Source organism: Kibdelosporangium philippinense, assembly GCF_021390435.2.
Lineage (GTDB): Bacteria > Actinomycetota > Actinomycetes > Mycobacteriales > Pseudonocardiaceae > Kibdelosporangium > Kibdelosporangium philippinense.
Genome location: NZ_JAJVCN010000003.1, coordinates 1,596,536 through 1,611,272, shown reverse-complemented (window position 1 = coordinate 1,611,272; position 14,737 = coordinate 1,596,536). Strand labels below are relative to the sequence as shown.

Annotated in this window: 14 protein-coding genes and 1 pseudogene; 9 read left to right on the top strand and 6 right to left on the bottom strand. The window is 64.7% G+C overall.

The window, feature by feature from the left end; genetic code table 11:
- Positions 1-10 precede the first annotated feature (10 nt).
- Positions 11-703 carry an NAD(P)-binding domain-containing protein gene (locus LWC34_RS39720; protein WP_233730354.1) on the top strand — a complete coding sequence of 231 codons (693 nt, stop codon included), beginning with the start codon at positions 11-13 and terminating at the stop codon, positions 701-703.
- Positions 700-1,419: an SDR family NAD(P)-dependent oxidoreductase gene (locus LWC34_RS39715; RefSeq protein ID WP_233730353.1), complete on the top strand. Its 720-nt coding sequence runs from the start codon at positions 700-702 to the stop codon at positions 1,417-1,419. Before LWC34_RS39720 ends, LWC34_RS39715 begins: the two co-directional genes overlap by 4 nt.
- A 69-nt stretch (positions 1,420-1,488) precedes the next feature.
- On the opposite strand, the gene LWC34_RS39710 is transcribed toward LWC34_RS39715, so the two are convergent.
- Positions 1,489-2,298 (bottom strand): helix-turn-helix transcriptional regulator, encoded by an 810-nt coding sequence (locus LWC34_RS39710; protein WP_233730352.1) that lies wholly within the window; start codon positions 2,296-2,298, stop codon positions 1,489-1,491.
- A gap of 51 nt (positions 2,299-2,349) precedes the next feature.
- Between LWC34_RS39710 and LWC34_RS39705 the strand changes: the two genes are divergently transcribed.
- A complete protein-coding gene (locus tag LWC34_RS39705; RefSeq protein WP_233730351.1) occupies positions 2,350-3,237 on the top strand; it encodes a DMT family transporter in 888 nt (295 codons plus the stop codon).
- On the opposite strand, the gene LWC34_RS39700 is transcribed toward LWC34_RS39705, so the two are convergent.
- Entirely contained in the window at positions 3,197-6,145 is a 2,949-nt protein-coding gene (locus LWC34_RS39700) for an ATP-binding protein (RefSeq protein WP_233730350.1), read from the bottom strand. The two genes, LWC34_RS39705 and LWC34_RS39700, sit on opposite strands and share 41 nt — an antisense overlap.
- Before the next feature lie 57 nt (positions 6,146-6,202).
- Between LWC34_RS39700 and LWC34_RS39695 the strand changes: the two genes are divergently transcribed.
- Genes LWC34_RS39695 through LWC34_RS39675 form a run of 5 tightly spaced genes read left to right on the top strand, consistent with a single transcriptional unit; the run spans position 6,203 to position 9,940 of the window.
- Positions 6,203-7,564 (top strand): MFS transporter, encoded by a 1,362-nt coding sequence (locus LWC34_RS39695; RefSeq protein WP_233730349.1) that lies wholly within the window; start codon positions 6,203-6,205, stop codon positions 7,562-7,564.
- Between the two features lies 1 nt (position 7,565).
- The gene (locus tag LWC34_RS39690) at positions 7,566-7,943 is read left to right on the top strand and encodes a RidA family protein (RefSeq protein WP_233730348.1); all 378 of its coding nucleotides are present in this window, start codon (positions 7,566-7,568) and stop codon (positions 7,941-7,943) included.
- Positions 7,944-7,984: 41 nt separating this feature from the next.
- Positions 7,985-9,007: a hypothetical protein gene (locus LWC34_RS39685; RefSeq protein WP_233730347.1), complete on the top strand. Its 1,023-nt coding sequence runs from the start codon at positions 7,985-7,987 to the stop codon at positions 9,005-9,007.
- A 25-nt stretch (positions 9,008-9,032) separates the two neighbouring features.
- The gene (locus LWC34_RS39680; RefSeq protein WP_233730346.1) at positions 9,033-9,632 is read left to right on the top strand and encodes a hypothetical protein; all 600 of its coding nucleotides are present in this window, start codon (positions 9,033-9,035) and stop codon (positions 9,630-9,632) included.
- Positions 9,629-9,940, top strand: a complete 312-nt coding sequence (locus tag LWC34_RS39675; RefSeq protein WP_233730345.1) for a winged helix-turn-helix domain-containing protein — start codon at positions 9,629-9,631, stop codon at positions 9,938-9,940. The genes LWC34_RS39680 and LWC34_RS39675 overlap by 4 nt, the downstream gene beginning before the upstream one ends.
- Here LWC34_RS39675 and LWC34_RS59075 read toward each other — a convergent pair.
- Positions 9,941-10,033, bottom strand: a pseudogene (locus LWC34_RS59075) (hypothetical protein); the annotation flags it as partial. It lies immediately after the preceding gene.
- 243 nt (positions 10,034-10,276) lie between these two features.
- On the bottom strand, positions 10,277-10,954 hold the full coding sequence (locus LWC34_RS39670; RefSeq protein ID WP_233730344.1) for a TioE family transcriptional regulator: 678 nt from the start codon (positions 10,952-10,954) through the stop codon (positions 10,277-10,279).
- Positions 10,955-11,034: 80 nt separating this feature from the next.
- Here LWC34_RS39670 and LWC34_RS39665 point away from each other — a divergent pair, with 80 nt between their 5' ends.
- The gene (locus LWC34_RS39665; RefSeq protein WP_233730343.1) at positions 11,035-12,201 is read left to right on the top strand and encodes an erythromycin esterase family protein; all 1,167 of its coding nucleotides are present in this window, start codon (positions 11,035-11,037) and stop codon (positions 12,199-12,201) included.
- Here the strand turns inward: LWC34_RS39665 and LWC34_RS39660 are convergent.
- Positions 12,173-13,678, bottom strand: coding sequence for an MDR family MFS transporter (locus tag LWC34_RS39660; RefSeq protein ID WP_233730342.1), 1,506 nt, complete (start codon positions 13,676-13,678; stop codon positions 12,173-12,175). The two genes, LWC34_RS39665 and LWC34_RS39660, sit on opposite strands and share 29 nt — an antisense overlap.
- 67 nt (positions 13,679-13,745) lie before the next feature.
- Entirely contained in the window at positions 13,746-14,690 is a 945-nt protein-coding gene (locus tag LWC34_RS39655; protein WP_233730341.1) for an amidohydrolase family protein, read from the bottom strand.
- Positions 14,691-14,737 lie beyond the last annotated feature (47 nt).

The following is a 14,737-nucleotide window of genomic DNA, read 5'->3' as shown; positions in this document are numbered from 1 at the left end:
GGCTGGCAGGGTGAGTAAGCAATCAGTGACGGTCATCGGTCTTGGTGCCATGGGCCAGACCCTGGCCAAGACGTTCGTACACAACGGTCACCCGACGACCGTATGGAATCGCACGCCGGGCAAGGTCGTCGAAGGCGCGACCCACGCTCCCACGGCCGCGGAGGCCGTTGCGGCCAGTGAGCTTGTCGTGGTGTGCGTGCTCGATTACAAGGCAGCACAGTCCGTGCTGGATCTCATCGACTTGTCCGGCAAGGCCGTGGTCAACCTGACCAACGGCACGCCCGCGCATGCCAGGGAATTCGCCAAGGGCGACTACCTGGATGGCGGGATCATGGCTGTTCCGCAGATGATCGGCCAGCCCGAGGCGATGGTGCTCTACAGCGGGTCGAAGGAAGTCTTCGACAAGTATCAGGAGACGTTGAACGTCTTGGGACAGAGCAGGTTCGTTGGCGAGGACCCCGGCTTGGCCGCGCTCTACGACCTGGCGTTGCTCAGTGCGATGTACGGCCAGTCGGCCGGTGGGCTGCACGCGGTGTCCATGGTCGGCGCGAACAGGGGCGACTTCGTGGAGTCGCTGCTGATTCCGTGGCTGACCGCGACCATGTTCGCGCTGCACACGGTCGGCGAGAGCGACCCGGAGTCCCCGGACGACATCGATGCCAGCAACGATCTTGGCCTTGAGCAGCCGGGATACCTGCGATGAAGGCCGTGGTGATCGGCGGCACGCACGGAATGGGTTACGCGGTCGTCGAAGCGTTGCGCAAGCGGGGTGCCGAGGTGCTGCTGACCGGCCGGAACGTTGGGACGCTCGAGAACGCCGTCCGTAGCGATGTCACCAGTATGGCCGACATCGAGGCGCTCGGCAGGATCGTCGAGGAGCGGTTCGGCCGGATCGATTTCCTGTTCGTGAACACGGGAATCGCTCGGCTCGAACGGTTCATGCGGGTGAGCGAGGCCTCGTATGACGAGAACTTCGCGGTGAACACGAAAGGCCCGTTCTTCGTCACGCAGAAGCTGGCGCCGTTGATCCGGGACGGCGGGTCGATCGTCTTCACGACCTCGATCGCTGACGAAGGCGGAACGGACGAGCTGACCGTCTACTCTGGAGCCAAGGGCGCGATCAGGGCTATGGCCAAAGGTATCGCGGGTGCGTTGATGCCGCGTGGAATCCGGGTCAACGTGATCAGCCCTGGGTTCATCGACACGCCGACAATGGGTATCGCTGGTTTGTCCGAAGAGGACCGTAAGGGCTTCATGGCGTTGGGCGACCAGATCACGCCGATGAAGCGGCACGGCTCGGTCGAGGAAGTGGCCGCGGCCGTGATGTTCCTTGCGTTCGACGCGACCTTCACGACCGGCGCCAGGCTGACTGTGGACGGCGGCATGGGGATCACGCCAGCCGAGAAGGCCCAGGAGTGACGGAAAGTGCATTTCACTGTGCTGGAATGGTGGACACGGTGTGCTGGAATGGTGGACACGGCGTTGGGGTTAGGCGCGCTGGTATGTGCCTGGGGTGATGCCGTAGTAGCGGCGGAACCATCTGGTCAGGTGGGCTTGATCGGCGAATCCTGACTGGACGGCAGCTTCGGCGGGTGCGATGCCCGCGCGGATCAGGCGACGGGCTGAGCGCAGCCGGAGCTGCCGTTGGTAGTCGCTGGGGGACATGCCGTAGGTCGCCTTGAAGGCGCGGTACAGCGCGAACCGGCTGCATCCGATGGCCGAGGCGAGGTCGTCGGCGCTCAAAGGTGCGAGATAGTCCTGTTCGAGCAGGTCACGGGCTTTTCGCACGTTCGGCATCGGCTGTGTGACGGCGGCCGGTGCCGACATCGCGGCCCGGCGAACCATCGCCGCGACGGTCTCGGCCAGGGCTTCGTCCATGGCCAGGGGCGTGTCCGAGAGGCTGTTGTAGAGCCGGTCGAGGGCGCCCGCGAGGACGGAGTCATACAGCACGGGCTCGGCGAACAGCGGCAGCCCAGCCGGGTGTCCGGCCTGGTCAGAGAGCACTTCGGTGATCAACGACGGGTGGATGTGCACGATCCGGTACGTGAAACCCAGCTCGGACGCGGCGTACCCGTCGTGCGGCTCGTCGGGGTTGAAGGCCATCACCATGCCTGCCGCGCTCGTTCGGCGTGACCCGCGGCAGCCGAACGTCTGCGCGCCGACTTCGGTCAGACCGAACGAGTACGTGTCGTGGGCATGCATGTGGTAGCGATGCCGTTCGAAATGCGCGTGCATCGTCTCAACTGGACGGTCCGGCAGCCGTCGGTATTCGGCCCACTCCACCTCTCCATTGTGCACGCGCACGAGCGTTCAAGACCCTGAGGTGAGGATCGCCTCAAGATGCTCACCGTGCGTACGTATCTGATGCTTGTGCTGGTCATGGCACTGTGGGGGAGCGCGTTCGCCTCGTCGAAGCTTGGTGTGAACGAGGTCCCGCCGCAGGTCGCCGCGTTCTTCCGGTTCGGCTTCGGCGCGGTCGTGCTGCTCGCGCTGCACAGCACCCGCCGGGGGATCCCGCGCAAGGACCTCGGCAAGATCGCCGGTCTCGGCATGCTGGGGATGTTCGGCTACAACTCGTTCTTCTTCCTGGCACTCTCGCTCGCGCCTTCAGCGGACGGCAGCGTGATCGTCCCGGTGACGGCACCGGTGATCACAGTCGCGGTGACGGCCCTGCTTGGGCGTCGAAAGCTGACGGTCAGGTCGTTCACGGGGTTGGCGATCGCGGTTGCCGGGGCGACGGTGTTCTTCGTCGGCATTCCTGGTGGAGGCAGTGCTCGACTGGTCGGTGACCTGCTGTTTCTCGGGGCTGCGGCGTGTTGGGCGGCGTACACGATGCTTGGCGCGCCGTTGCTGAGCCGCTTGCCCGCGTTCACCGTCACGACCTTCGCCACGACCGCGGGCGCGTTGGCGTTGGGTGTGGTCGCGTTGCCGTTCTTCGGGGACGTGCAATGGTCCACTTTGGGTGCTGAATTCTGGCTCAACCAGGCCTATTTGGCGATCCTTCCGACTGCTTTGGCGTATGTCATGTACTACGAGGCCGTGCGCACGGTCGGCCCGGCTACGGCGTCGTCGGCGATGTTCTTGGTGCCGGTGTTCGGACTGCTTGGGGCGTGGGCGGTTCTGGATGAATCGATCACGCCGGTGCAGGCGATCGGTGCCGCGGGCATGCTCGTCGGCGCGTTCCTTGCGACGATTGTCAAGACTCCGAAGCTTGTCCCCGTCGGATCGCCTCGGTGATTCTGTCCACATCGAGCCGTTCGGCCTTTGGCAGCGGCGCGCCTGCCGCGGCCCGCATCGAAGCGGCTTTGGCCAGCAACTCGGCCGCCCTGGAGTACGAACCGTCGAGGGCGTGTGCACCGGCGAGGCCTTCGAGTGCGAGGGCGATGGCACGTGGGTCGCCGACGCTTTGCGCTGCGTACAAGGACTTGTGCTGTATTTCGACGGCTTTGGCGACGTCTCCCTGCAGCTCGGCGATGAAGCCGAGTTCGGCGAAGATCAGGGCGTCACCTGGCGTGTAGTCGGCGTCGCGTTGCCATTCGAGCACGTTCTTGAAGTGCTTCTCGGCGATGTCGAGTTTGCCTTCACGCCGTGCGCCCAATGCCAACCCGAGTTCCGCGTGCACGACGCCTGGTTCGTACGAATGCTCCGCGGCCAGGTGCATCGCGCGTTCGTGCAGGTCCCAGGCTCCGCGGTAGTCGCCTGCCAGTAGCCGGAGGCGGCCTAGGCCGGTGAGGCGCTCGGCGACGTCTGTCCACAGGCCGAGTTCCTCGGCGAGCCGGAGGCCTTCGGTGTGCAGCTGTTCCGCGCGTTCGTAGTCTCCGGTGATCTCGGCAAGGGATGCCAGTGGTGTCACGACTTGCGATTGGCCCCACTTGTCACCGATCTCAGCGAGCATCCGGGCGGCGCGCGTGCCTGCTTGCTCTACAGTGGACAGATCGCCGCGGACTGATGCCTGGTCGGCGCGGACACCGAGCGCGACGGCTTCGCCCCACGGGTCGTCCTTGAATCCGGCGAGCGCGCGTGCGATCAAGTCTTCGCTCGCGGTCAGCTCACCGGCGGTGAAGAGGGCGTATCCCAGGAACCATTCTGCTCGATGCAGCCCGTCGCCTTCGAAATCCTGGAGCGCGGCCTCGCAGGCGGCCACGCGGTCGGTTCGTTGTCCGGCAAGGATGTCCAGGCCTAGCTGCCAGATTTTCGACTGCGCACGCAACGCGCGTGATCCGCCCAAGGCCAAAGCAGAGTTGAGGGCGCGCGTGGATTCGGCGCGCCTGCCGCGCAGGAACCAGTAGCCCGTGAGCGCGTTGGCAAGGCGCAACGCGGGGTCGGCCGCGCCGGTTCGGATCATGCTGTCCAGCGCCGCACGCAGGTTGGCTGATTCCCGGTCAAGTGTGGTTATCCAGTGCTGTTGACCGGGGCCGTAGAGGTTGTCGCGGGCTTCTTCGGCTAGCTGTAGATACCAGATCTGGTGGCGTTGCCGGGTTTCCGGCTCTTCCCCGGACTCCGCGAGACGTTCGAGGCTGTACTGCGCGACCGATTCCAGCAGACGGTAGCGGGGTACGGGATTGTGCGTGACTACGACAAGGCTGCGTTGGACCAAAGTTGTGAGTTCGTCGAGGACGTCCAGGCCGCTCACGGCTTCGGCGGCCGCCAACGTGCATCCTTCGACGTGCACGGAAAGCCTTCGCAGGACAAGCTGTTCTTGGGGTGACAGCAGGCCCCAGCTCCAGTCGAGGATCGCGCGGAGCGTGCGTTGCCGGGGTGGCGCGTCACGGTATCCGGAGGTCAGGACCTTGAAACGGTCGTCAAGCCGGGCAACCAGCTCGGCAATGCCCAACGCGGGGACACGAGAAGCGGCGAGCTCCAAGGCGAGCGGGATGCCGTCCAGGCGCTTGCACAGCTCGATAACCAAGGGATCGTCGGAAAGCTGATGCCCCAAGGCTTTGACGCGCTCACGCAGGAGGGCTACAGCGTCCGCCGAGTCGAGGGGTGGCACGGGATAGCGGATTTCAGCTGGTAGTCCGAGTGGTTCTTGGCTTGTGGTCAGCACTCGCACACTTGGGGCCGTGCGCAACAACCGGGACACCAGGTCCGCGGCCTCGGCAACCACGTGCTCGCAATTGTCGAGAACGAGCAGCATTTGCTTGTCCCGCAACGCTGTCAGCACCAAGTCTGTTGGTGTGAGTTCCTGATATTCACGTACGCCCAACGTGGTGAGTATGGCCTCGGTGACCGAACTGGCCGCTGCCAACTCGACTAGCCACACGCCGTCAGGCAGGGTGACATTCCCTGCGGTCGCCAGCGCAAGCCGTGTTTTGCCAACGCCTCCGGAGCCGGTCAACGTGACAAGCCGTTGCGACTCAAGCAAAGCGTTTACTTCGGCGGTTGCTGCCGCGCGGCCGATTAGTGGCTCTGTGGCGGGCAAGTTGGTGCGAGCCTTGGTCAGGCCGGTGTCTTGGCGCAGAATTCGTTGGTGCAGCTCGACAATAGCCGTCCCGGGATCGATTCCTAGCTCGTCCCGGAGTGATGCGGCGAGTTCACGGAAGCTCGCCAGCGCCTCACTTTGCCGCCCTGCCTGGTACAACGCCCGCATGTGCACGGCCCTCAGGCGCTCGCGCAACGGATGCGTGGCCACCAGTTCGGCGAGTTCGCCCAGGTCCCAGGTTTCGAGGGCGTCAAGGCGGTCTTCGATCGCGGTCAGCCGCTGCTCGGTCAGCCGGGTGATCGCGGGCTGGGCGAACGCGTTGTCCGCGAAGTCCGCGTAGGCCGGTCCACGCCACAGAGCAAGCGCTTGTTCGAGCTTGGCGGCTCGATGGACCGGATCAGCGGCCGCCTGCCTGGTCAGGGCCACGAACTCGGCGGCATCCGTGTCCTGAGCCAGCAGCCGATACCCAGCCGGGGTGGACTCCACGAGCGTCCGGTCGCCGAGGGCGGACCTGAGCTGAGCGACCCGGACCTGCAACGCGGCCATGGGATCACGCGGCGGCTGGACACCCCAGATGTCCTCGATCAGCCGGTCGGCCGAAACCGGCTCGCCAGCGTGAACCAGCAGGTCAGCGAGGAGAAGACGGACGGCGGTCCGGGTGACCGTGACCGGCTCGCCGTGCGATGTGTGCACGGTGAGCGGCCCGAGCACGCCGAATCGCATACGTCTGAGAATAGTTTGGTAAGCCCTTGGTAAGCGCCCGCGCACACGCTTGCGTCCATGGAAAAGACTGTGGCCCGGGCAGGGGCCAGGGAATGGATCGGTCTTGCGGTGCTGGCGTTGCCGACACTGCTGCTGGCCATGGACGCGACCGTGCTCTACCTCGCGATCCCGCAGCTGAGCGCCGACCTGCGGCCGACCGACTCAGAGCTGCTGTGGATCGTGGACAGCTATGGCTTCATGGTTGCCGGGTTCCTGGTCACCATGGGCACACTCGGGGACCGGATCGGCAGGCGAAAACTGCTGCTGATCGGCGCGACCGCGTTCGCCGCCGCGTCGACGCTCGCCGCGTTCGCGCCCGACCCGTTGTTCCTGATCATCACTCGGGGACTGCTTGGCGTCGCCGGTGCCACGCTTGCGCCGTCGACGTTGGCGCTGATCAGCACCATGTTCCCGCCGGGGCAACGGGCGTTCGCGATTGGACTGTGGGCCACGTGTTTCTCGGCCGGAGTCGCGCTTGGGCCGATCGTCGGCGGCGTGCTGCTGGAGTGGTTCTGGTGGGGTTCGGTGTTCCTGCTCGCCGTGCCGATCATGGTCGTCCTTGTGCTGACCGGGCCGTTCCTGCTGCCCGAATACCGTGACACGCAGGCCGGGAAGCTGGATCTGATCAGCGTGTTCCTGTCGTTGGCCACGGTGTTGCCGGTGATCTACGGCATCAAGCAGCACGGCAGCTTCACGATCATCGTCGGCCTCGTGTTCGGCGTGCTGTTCGTACGACGGCAGCGTAAGCTTGCCGATCCACTGCTGGACCTGCGGATGTTCGGCAACCGGTCGTTCAGCGTCGCGCTGCTGGTGCTGGTGTTCACGATGACCGCGATCGGCGGCATCTATCTGTTCGTCAGCCAGTACCTGCAGGTGGTCAAGGACTTCACGCCGCTGGTCGCGGGCTTCTGGCTGGTGCCGTCCGCGGTGGTTCTCGTGATCAGCTCGTTGATCACGCCGAAGCTGGCCGAGAAGTGGTCGCCCGCGGTCATTGTTGGTGTCGCTTTGGCCGCCGCCACGGCCGGGTTCGGTGTGCTTGCTCTCGCTGACGGATTGGCTGCGGTTGTGACAGGTTTCTGCTTGGTGTACCTGGGAATCGGGCCGATCATGACCCTTGGTACGGATCTTGTGATCGGCACCGCGCCGACGCAGAAGGCCGGGTCCGCGGCTGCCATGTCGGAGACCGCGATGGAATTCGGCATCGCGTTCGGTGTCGGCGTGCTCGGTGTCGTCGGCACGGCCGTGGCCACGAACGGGCAGCCGCTGCTGGACAGCGCGCCCGCGGAATTCACTTCGGGTCTGAATGTGGTGGCGATACTGTGCGCGGTGATCACCGCGGTGCTGTCGGTGCTCGTGTTCCGGCTACTCAAGGGGCGATGACTTGGCCAGGCAAAACGTTTCGTCGGGTGGGGCGTTCGAACCTGTTTACGGCTACTGCCGGGCGGTCCGGGTCGGCAACCAGATCCACGTGTCCGGGACGTGCGCGCGTGACCCGCACCTGGACGGGACCGACGCCTACCAGCAGACCAAGAACATCCTGGAGATCATCGAGGCCGCTTTGGATGAGGCCGGGTCAAGCCGGGCCGCTGTCGTGCGGACGGTCGCGTACGTGACCGACATCAACGACAAGATGCTCGTGGCCAAGGCACATCAGGAAGTGTTCGGCGACGTGCTGCCCGCCGGGACGTTGGTCCAGGTCTCCGCACTGGTCGACCCGCGGATGAAGGTCGAGATCGAGGCGTACGCGATCGAAGAGTGAGCGGAAATGCCCCATCGGGTGACACCCAATAGGATGCGGCGATGCGATTGGGGCAGATCACGTGTCCGTCCGGCCAGCTGGTCGTCGCTGACGGGGGCTACCTTGGGGCATGGTCGGGCGAGAAGTCGCCTGCCGAGATCGACCCGGTGCTGCTCAACATCGACGATCCCCAGCTGATCAGGGAGATCTCCGGAGCGGTCGACTTCGACATCGTCGGACCGGACGCGCAACAGGCGGCCCGGGAGTACGGCAGGCAAGCAGGCACAGCGTTGTACGACATCCCGATGTCACACGTGCACGAAATGCCACGCGAGTTCTCCGAGTTCTGCCACGAACAGGGCTTTCAGGCCAGGGCTGAGGCGCTCGCGGACCGCGTACCGCATCGGGAGCGCGTGCGACGCTGCGTGAGCAGGGGTGACGGCCAGTTCATCGTTTTCGGTATTCCGGTTGTGGCTGTGGATGGCTTGCCTACCGACCGTGCGTTGCCGGTTGAAGGGACGCAACGGGACTACGGCGAGCACGGTGTGCGGCTGCAGGACATTTCAGTGCTGCTGAGCGATAAACCCGTGACGCGCAGTCAGTTGCTGGGGCGTGTTGGTGTCGACTGGGCGCGGTTGTCTTTTGCTGACGCGGATGCGTTGAGTGCTTGGCGGCACCTACGGCCAACCGATGGCAAGGCGGATGTGGCTTTCTGGGGGCGTGACGCGGAAGAAGCGGCCGCTGTGCATGGGGCTGGCAAGCTGCCCGAGGGTGTGGATGGCTGGGAGAACCTTGGGCTGGAAGAGGCGATTGAGCGGTACGAGACCGTTGAGTCGTGGCAGGAGGCCAACGGCAAGGTTCTCAAGCTCGACTTCCGGCCGCATTCGCACCACTGGCAGGTGATGCGGGAGGTCCGCGCGGCCGAGACCGAGTCCGGTGAGATCGAGGTCGGCGGTGCGCGGATGGTGTTCGCGATGACCAGTTGGGGCGACGGGTTCTTCCCGGTGTACGCCGACTACGCGGATGACGAACTGGTGGCGGTGCGAGCGGTCGTGGACATTCATGCCAGAGAGAAAGAAGAGTAGAAGGCCAAGCCACTAGGCTTACCTGATGATCGACTGGCTTGCGGACCTGAGGGCCAAGGCGAGGCGCGCCACCAGCGTCCTGCCGCTGGCCATGCTGGTCTTCGGCTGCGCGATCATCGGCGAAGGCCTGCTCGTGCTGATGCTCTGGGATGTTGAGGAGCCTTCCGTCGGCCCCTTCGTGGTCAGCGACTTCTACTGGCCACTCGCCGTCCCGGTCTGCCTGGCGATTCTGGTCCACAAAGGACGCCTGAAAGCAGGCGCGACCTACCGGTACATGTCGGTAGCCATCGCGATCGCGGCTGTCGTCTGCGTGGCTGCGGTCGCGCCGTTGGCCGCAGTGGACCACCAGGTTTCCTGGCTACTTCCAGGCAGGGATCCTGGGGCCGTGCCGCGATGCGCGCTGGCCGTGGGCATGCTTGTGCTGGCGTCATTGGAACGCAGGTGGGGCACGGCGTTGGTGACGGTCGTCGTGTCCGTGCTGATCGGTAGCTTGTGGTTCACGACTGGGTCGCTGAACGTTGCCGGGTCCGAGGCTGAGTTGCTGCCGTTGTTCGCTTCGGTCGTTGCCGCGCATTTGGTTGTGCCTGGCCTGATGCTGCTGTCCTCGCGTGAGGTGGCGACGTGAACCTGACTGGGGACCTCGACGACGCTGTGCACCAGCGGATTCGTCTTGGCATGCTGGCTGTGTTGCGGGAGGTTGGCCGGGCCGACTTCTCGTTCCTTCGTGACACACTCGAACTCACCGATGGCGTTGTGCACCGGCACTTGAAGGTGTTGGAGGACGCTGGGTTCATCCAGATCGAGAAGGGCTACGAAGGCCGCCGTCCCCGCACATGGGCCAAGCTGACCGGTGCCGGGAAAGCGGCTCTCGACAAGGAAATCGCTGCCCTCAAACGGATCGTGGCGCACGTGGAACGGGTCGCCGAGGCCTGATCACATCTCGCGCAGCACGTTGGTCGCGCAATGCAGACCGCCGCCGCCAGCCAGGTGATGCGTCCGCCAGTGGTCAACGAACTGCACCTGGTAGCCAGCTTCCGGTACGCCTTGCTGATCGCGTCACGCAGTACCGGATTGTGTGGATCTGGTGCGAGGTAACGGCGTCGGTCGAGCACGATGCCGTTCACCGCGGTCGGCACCAGGCCGCCCATGCATGCTTTGGCGATCGACGGCTCGACTTTCGGAATGTACTCGAACAGCGCCGGGATCCGGACTACCATGGGGAGACTTCCAGCGTGGGACTCGTGAGTGGTTATTCGGGTTAGAACACGGCTAACCACTCACGAGGTAACTGTGGAGTTCGGCGGCACCGGCGAGCATTGCCCGGCCGCGTTGGGTGAGCCGCGAGTGCCAGTCATCCAGAGTGGCCTGCAGTGGCTCGATTCCGCCTGCGGTCCTGACCTGGTCAAGCACGTCGGCGATCTGGGTCAACAGGTAGCCGCCGCGCCGGAGCTGGTGCGCGAGCTGGGCATCCCGGACGTCGGCGGCCGTGTACACCCGATACCCGGTCTTGGGGTCACGTCGTGGCACGAGCACGCCAGCACGCTCCCACTTGCGCAGGGTCGCCGGGCGGACCTTGAGCTGGTGGGCGAGCGCCCCGACTGAGGCCACTTTGGACTCTGCTGGCGGCGTCAGGTTCTGCAACGCGTTTTCCACCGCGGCAAGGGTTTTCCGGTCCTTGCGGAGCAGGTCGTGGCAGTCGTCGATGATCGCGAGGGCTTTGTCGGGCATGCCTTCGTGCACCGCTTGCATGATCATGGTCGCGGCCGGGTGGCCGTGTCCTGGGATCAGCGCGAGGAATGTACTCAGCGCCTTCGCGTGCAGGTCTGTGTACCTGCGATAGCCGCTGGCCGTGCGCTCGGCTGGCGGCAGGATGCCCGCTTCTTCGTAGTTGCGGACCGCCTGCGTGGACAGGCCGTGTTGCCTGGCCAGATCGATGGGCCTGCTCATAGTGTTGAGACTTTTCCTCGGTTTTTGACTCGTTTCGTTGCTGAAGTCTTCATCGTAAATTCAACGATACGGTAAAGGCCATGATTGTTCAGGACATCGGAGTGGCACTGGATGGGGACGTCGGGCCGGCGGTGGACGCTTTCCTGGGGTCGCTTGCTGGCGACCCGCGGATCCTGGCGCTCGGCGAGCCGACGCACCACGTCGAGACCTTCCCGCTGCTGCGTAACCAGATCTTCCAGCACCTCGTCGAACACCACGGCTACCGGTCGATCGCGATCGAGAGCGGCTGCCTTGCCGGTCTGGTGGTGAATTCCTATGTCGTTGACGGCATCGGGTCGTTCGAGGACGTGATGCGTGACGGCTTCAGCCATGAATTCGGCAAGTTCGAGTCGTCCCGCGCGCTCGTCCGGTGGATGCGTGAGTATAACGAGAACCATCCAGAGCCCATTCGGTTCTTCGGGTTCGATGGCCCGTTCGAGGTGGCGTACGCGGAGAGTCCGCGACAGGCGATCACCGAGCTGAACGCCTACCTCGGTTCACCGTACACAGTGGACTCGCTACTGTTCGAGGACGAGCGCTGGACCAACCCCGAAGTCATCATGGATCCCACGAAATCAGTCGGCTCGTCGGACGAGGTGAAGCAGCTCCGGCTGATCGTCGACCACCTGCGTGGCCGCCTCACCGAGCAGACCCCGCAGCTGGTCGCGCTCTCGCGGGACGATTGGTGGCGAGCCAGGTTGTTCGGCAGAACTGCGACCGCTTTGTTGCGGTACCACGAAGGAATGGCCGTCGATTCGCCTGACCGGATCTCATACCTGCTCGGGATTCGGGACGGCTTGATGGCGGAGAACCTCAAGGCCATCACCGAATACGGCAAGACGTTCGTCTTCGCGCACAACAGTCACCTGCAGCGGCGAAAGAGCTCGATGAATTTCGCTGGGGCGCATCAGGAATGGTGGAGTGCGGGCGCGATCGTCAGCGCGGAACTCCGCGAGGAGTACGTCTTCATCGCCACGGCCATGGGTACCGCGCCGAATCCCAACATCGGCGCGCCGCAACCGGGCACCTTGGAAGGGGTTCTGGACGCACTGCCGGGGGACTACCTGCTGAATTCGGCGGACGTCGACGTCACCGGTCTCGAGCGGCGTAAGACGGACAACTTCGCTTACGCCCCACTGGATCCCACCCATGTCCGGGAGACCGACGGGATCGTGTTCATCAAGACTGTTCCGCAGCTGTACGGCTAGGCATCAACAGCAGAGCCAGAACGCTGACGGCGGCGACCACGATCAGCGCGACGAAGACGTTGTGCGTCGCGTCGAACAGTGAGCCGCGCACGAACAGGGAAACCGGGGATTCGTCGTGTGAGCCGAGAACGAGGCTGGTCGCGTCGAGGCTGTTGGGCAGGTGTCCGGCGACGTCGGCTGGTGGGGTGGCGAAGCGGTTGGCGAGGGTGGCGTTGGCGATCGCGCCGAACACCGCCACGCCGACCGCGCTGCCCAGTGAACGGCCGAACATGTTGGCGCCGGTCGCCACGCCACGCTGTTCCCAGCCGACAGAGGACTGCACCGCGATAACCGAAGGGCTCGACGACAAACCAAGCCCTACGCCCATTACGAATGCGGCGCCGCCTGCTTGCCAGACTGTGCTTTCGGCGGTGAGGGTGGCGGTCAGGATGGCACCGGCGATCACGAACACCGCGCCGATCAATGCGGTGTTGCGTAGCCCGATTCGCATGTAGACGTGCCCGGACAGTGTGGCCGCGATCGGCCAGCCGATGGTCATCGCGGCCAGGGTGAAGCCCGCGACCAACGCACCGGTGCCCAGGACGCCTTCGGCGAAGGTCGGCAGGTAGGAGCTGAGGCCCATCAGCATCGCGCCGACGACCACGGCCATCAGGTTGCCGCCGATGAGGGTGCGGTTGCGGAACACCCAGAGCGGCAGCACGGGTTCGGCGGCTTTACGTTCCACGAAGCCGAAAGCGATCAACAGGGCCACTCCGGCCGCGAAGATCAGGATGCTGGGCGCGGAGTTCCATGCCCAGGCGACGCCGCCTTCGAGCAGGCCGAGCAACACCAGGGACAGGCCGATGGTCAGCAGGGCCGAGCCGAGGTAGTCGACTTTGTGTTTGGTCCTGGTGATGTTCTCGGTGAACTTCCGCATCAACACGAGTACGGCGAAGATGCCGACGGGCACGTTGATGAAGAAGATCCACCGCCAGGAGATGTATTCGGAGAACATGCCGCCCAGCGCGGGGCCGACGAGCGATGCGGCGGCCCAGACGCTTGTCACGTAGCCCTGTACCCGGGCGCGTTCCTCCAGCGAATACAGGTCACCGAGCATGGTCATGCTGATCGGCTGGACCGCGCCCGCGCCGATTCCCTGGATCGCTCGTGCGGCAATCAGGACCGGCATGCTCCAGGCGAACCCACACAGCACCGAACCGATCAGGAAAACCAGGATTCCGAACAGCAGTACGGGTTTGCGGCCGAACAGGTCGGCGAATTTCCCGTAGAGTGGGACGGTGACGGCCTGGGTGAGCAGATAAACCGAGAAAAGCCACGGAAACTGCGAGAAGCCACCCAAATCGGCCACAATGGACGGTACGGCTGTCGCGATGATCGTGCTGTCCAGCGCCACCAACGCGGTGGCCAGCATGATCGACCCGAGTACCGGGCCTCGCTCAGAGCGCAGTCCGACCGCTGCGCGGGTGACCTCAGTCATTGATTCCTCCCACGAAACCAACAACCATCATCCACCTAGAGTGATTCCAGGTGTGCTGTGAATTGCACTACTCGGCGATCCCGAGCAATTTCGGGGCAGTGGTGTCCAGAATCTGGTTCACCGCTTCCGCGGGCAGACCCGCGCGTTGTACGTAAGTCACCGCTTCGGTGAACGCTTCACCTGACTGGTACGGAAAATCGGTGCCGAGTACGAGCCGGTCCGCGCCGAGAACGTCAACCGCCGCACGCAAAGCCGGGTCAAGACCGTGCGCGACCGTGTCGAAGTACATCCGCCGCACGGCAAGACTTGGCTTCTCCGGGGTGTTCGGCGCTTCCCATGTGGTCTGCCGGTCCATCCGCTTGAGCAGCATGGGCAACGCGCCGCCGAGGTGCGAGGCGACGATCGTCATGTTCGGGTACCTGCTCGGCACGCCCGCGATGATCAGGTGCGTCAACGAGATCGTGTCCTCGATCGGCGCGCCGACCGACCAGGTCATGGTCGAGTTGATCAACGACGACTCGGCGCCTGCGCCAGCCGGGTGGACGTAAAGGATGCTGCCGCGGCGGTCGAGTTCCGCGAAGACCGGCTCGAACGCCGGGTCGTCCAATGCGCGGCCCAGAACGGATGTGGTGACTGTCACGCCAAGCATGCCCAGCTCGTCGAGTCCGCGCGTCAACTCCGTCAACGCGGCGTCGGTGTGCGGGAACGGCAGCGAGGCGTACGCGCGGAACTTGTCGGGGTAGCGCCGGACGATCTCCGCGTACTCGTCGTTGGCCCGACGAGCTGCGTCAACCGCGTTGGTCTCGTTCTCGAAGTGGGGTGACGCGGGCGGTGTCGACAGGACCTGCAGGTCGATGCCTGCCTTGGCCATCTGGGCGAACCGCGCGTCCAGTTCCTTGTCCGTCGACCCGGCGCCGAGGCCGCGGTGCACGGCCGTGGCCGTGTTGCCGTAGCTCTCCAGCAGGTCCAGGTAGGCCTCGCTCCATAGGTGGGCGTGCACGTCGATGCGCATCTCCGGCTCCTCTCACGAACTAGTTAACAAAACAATAGATAACTAGT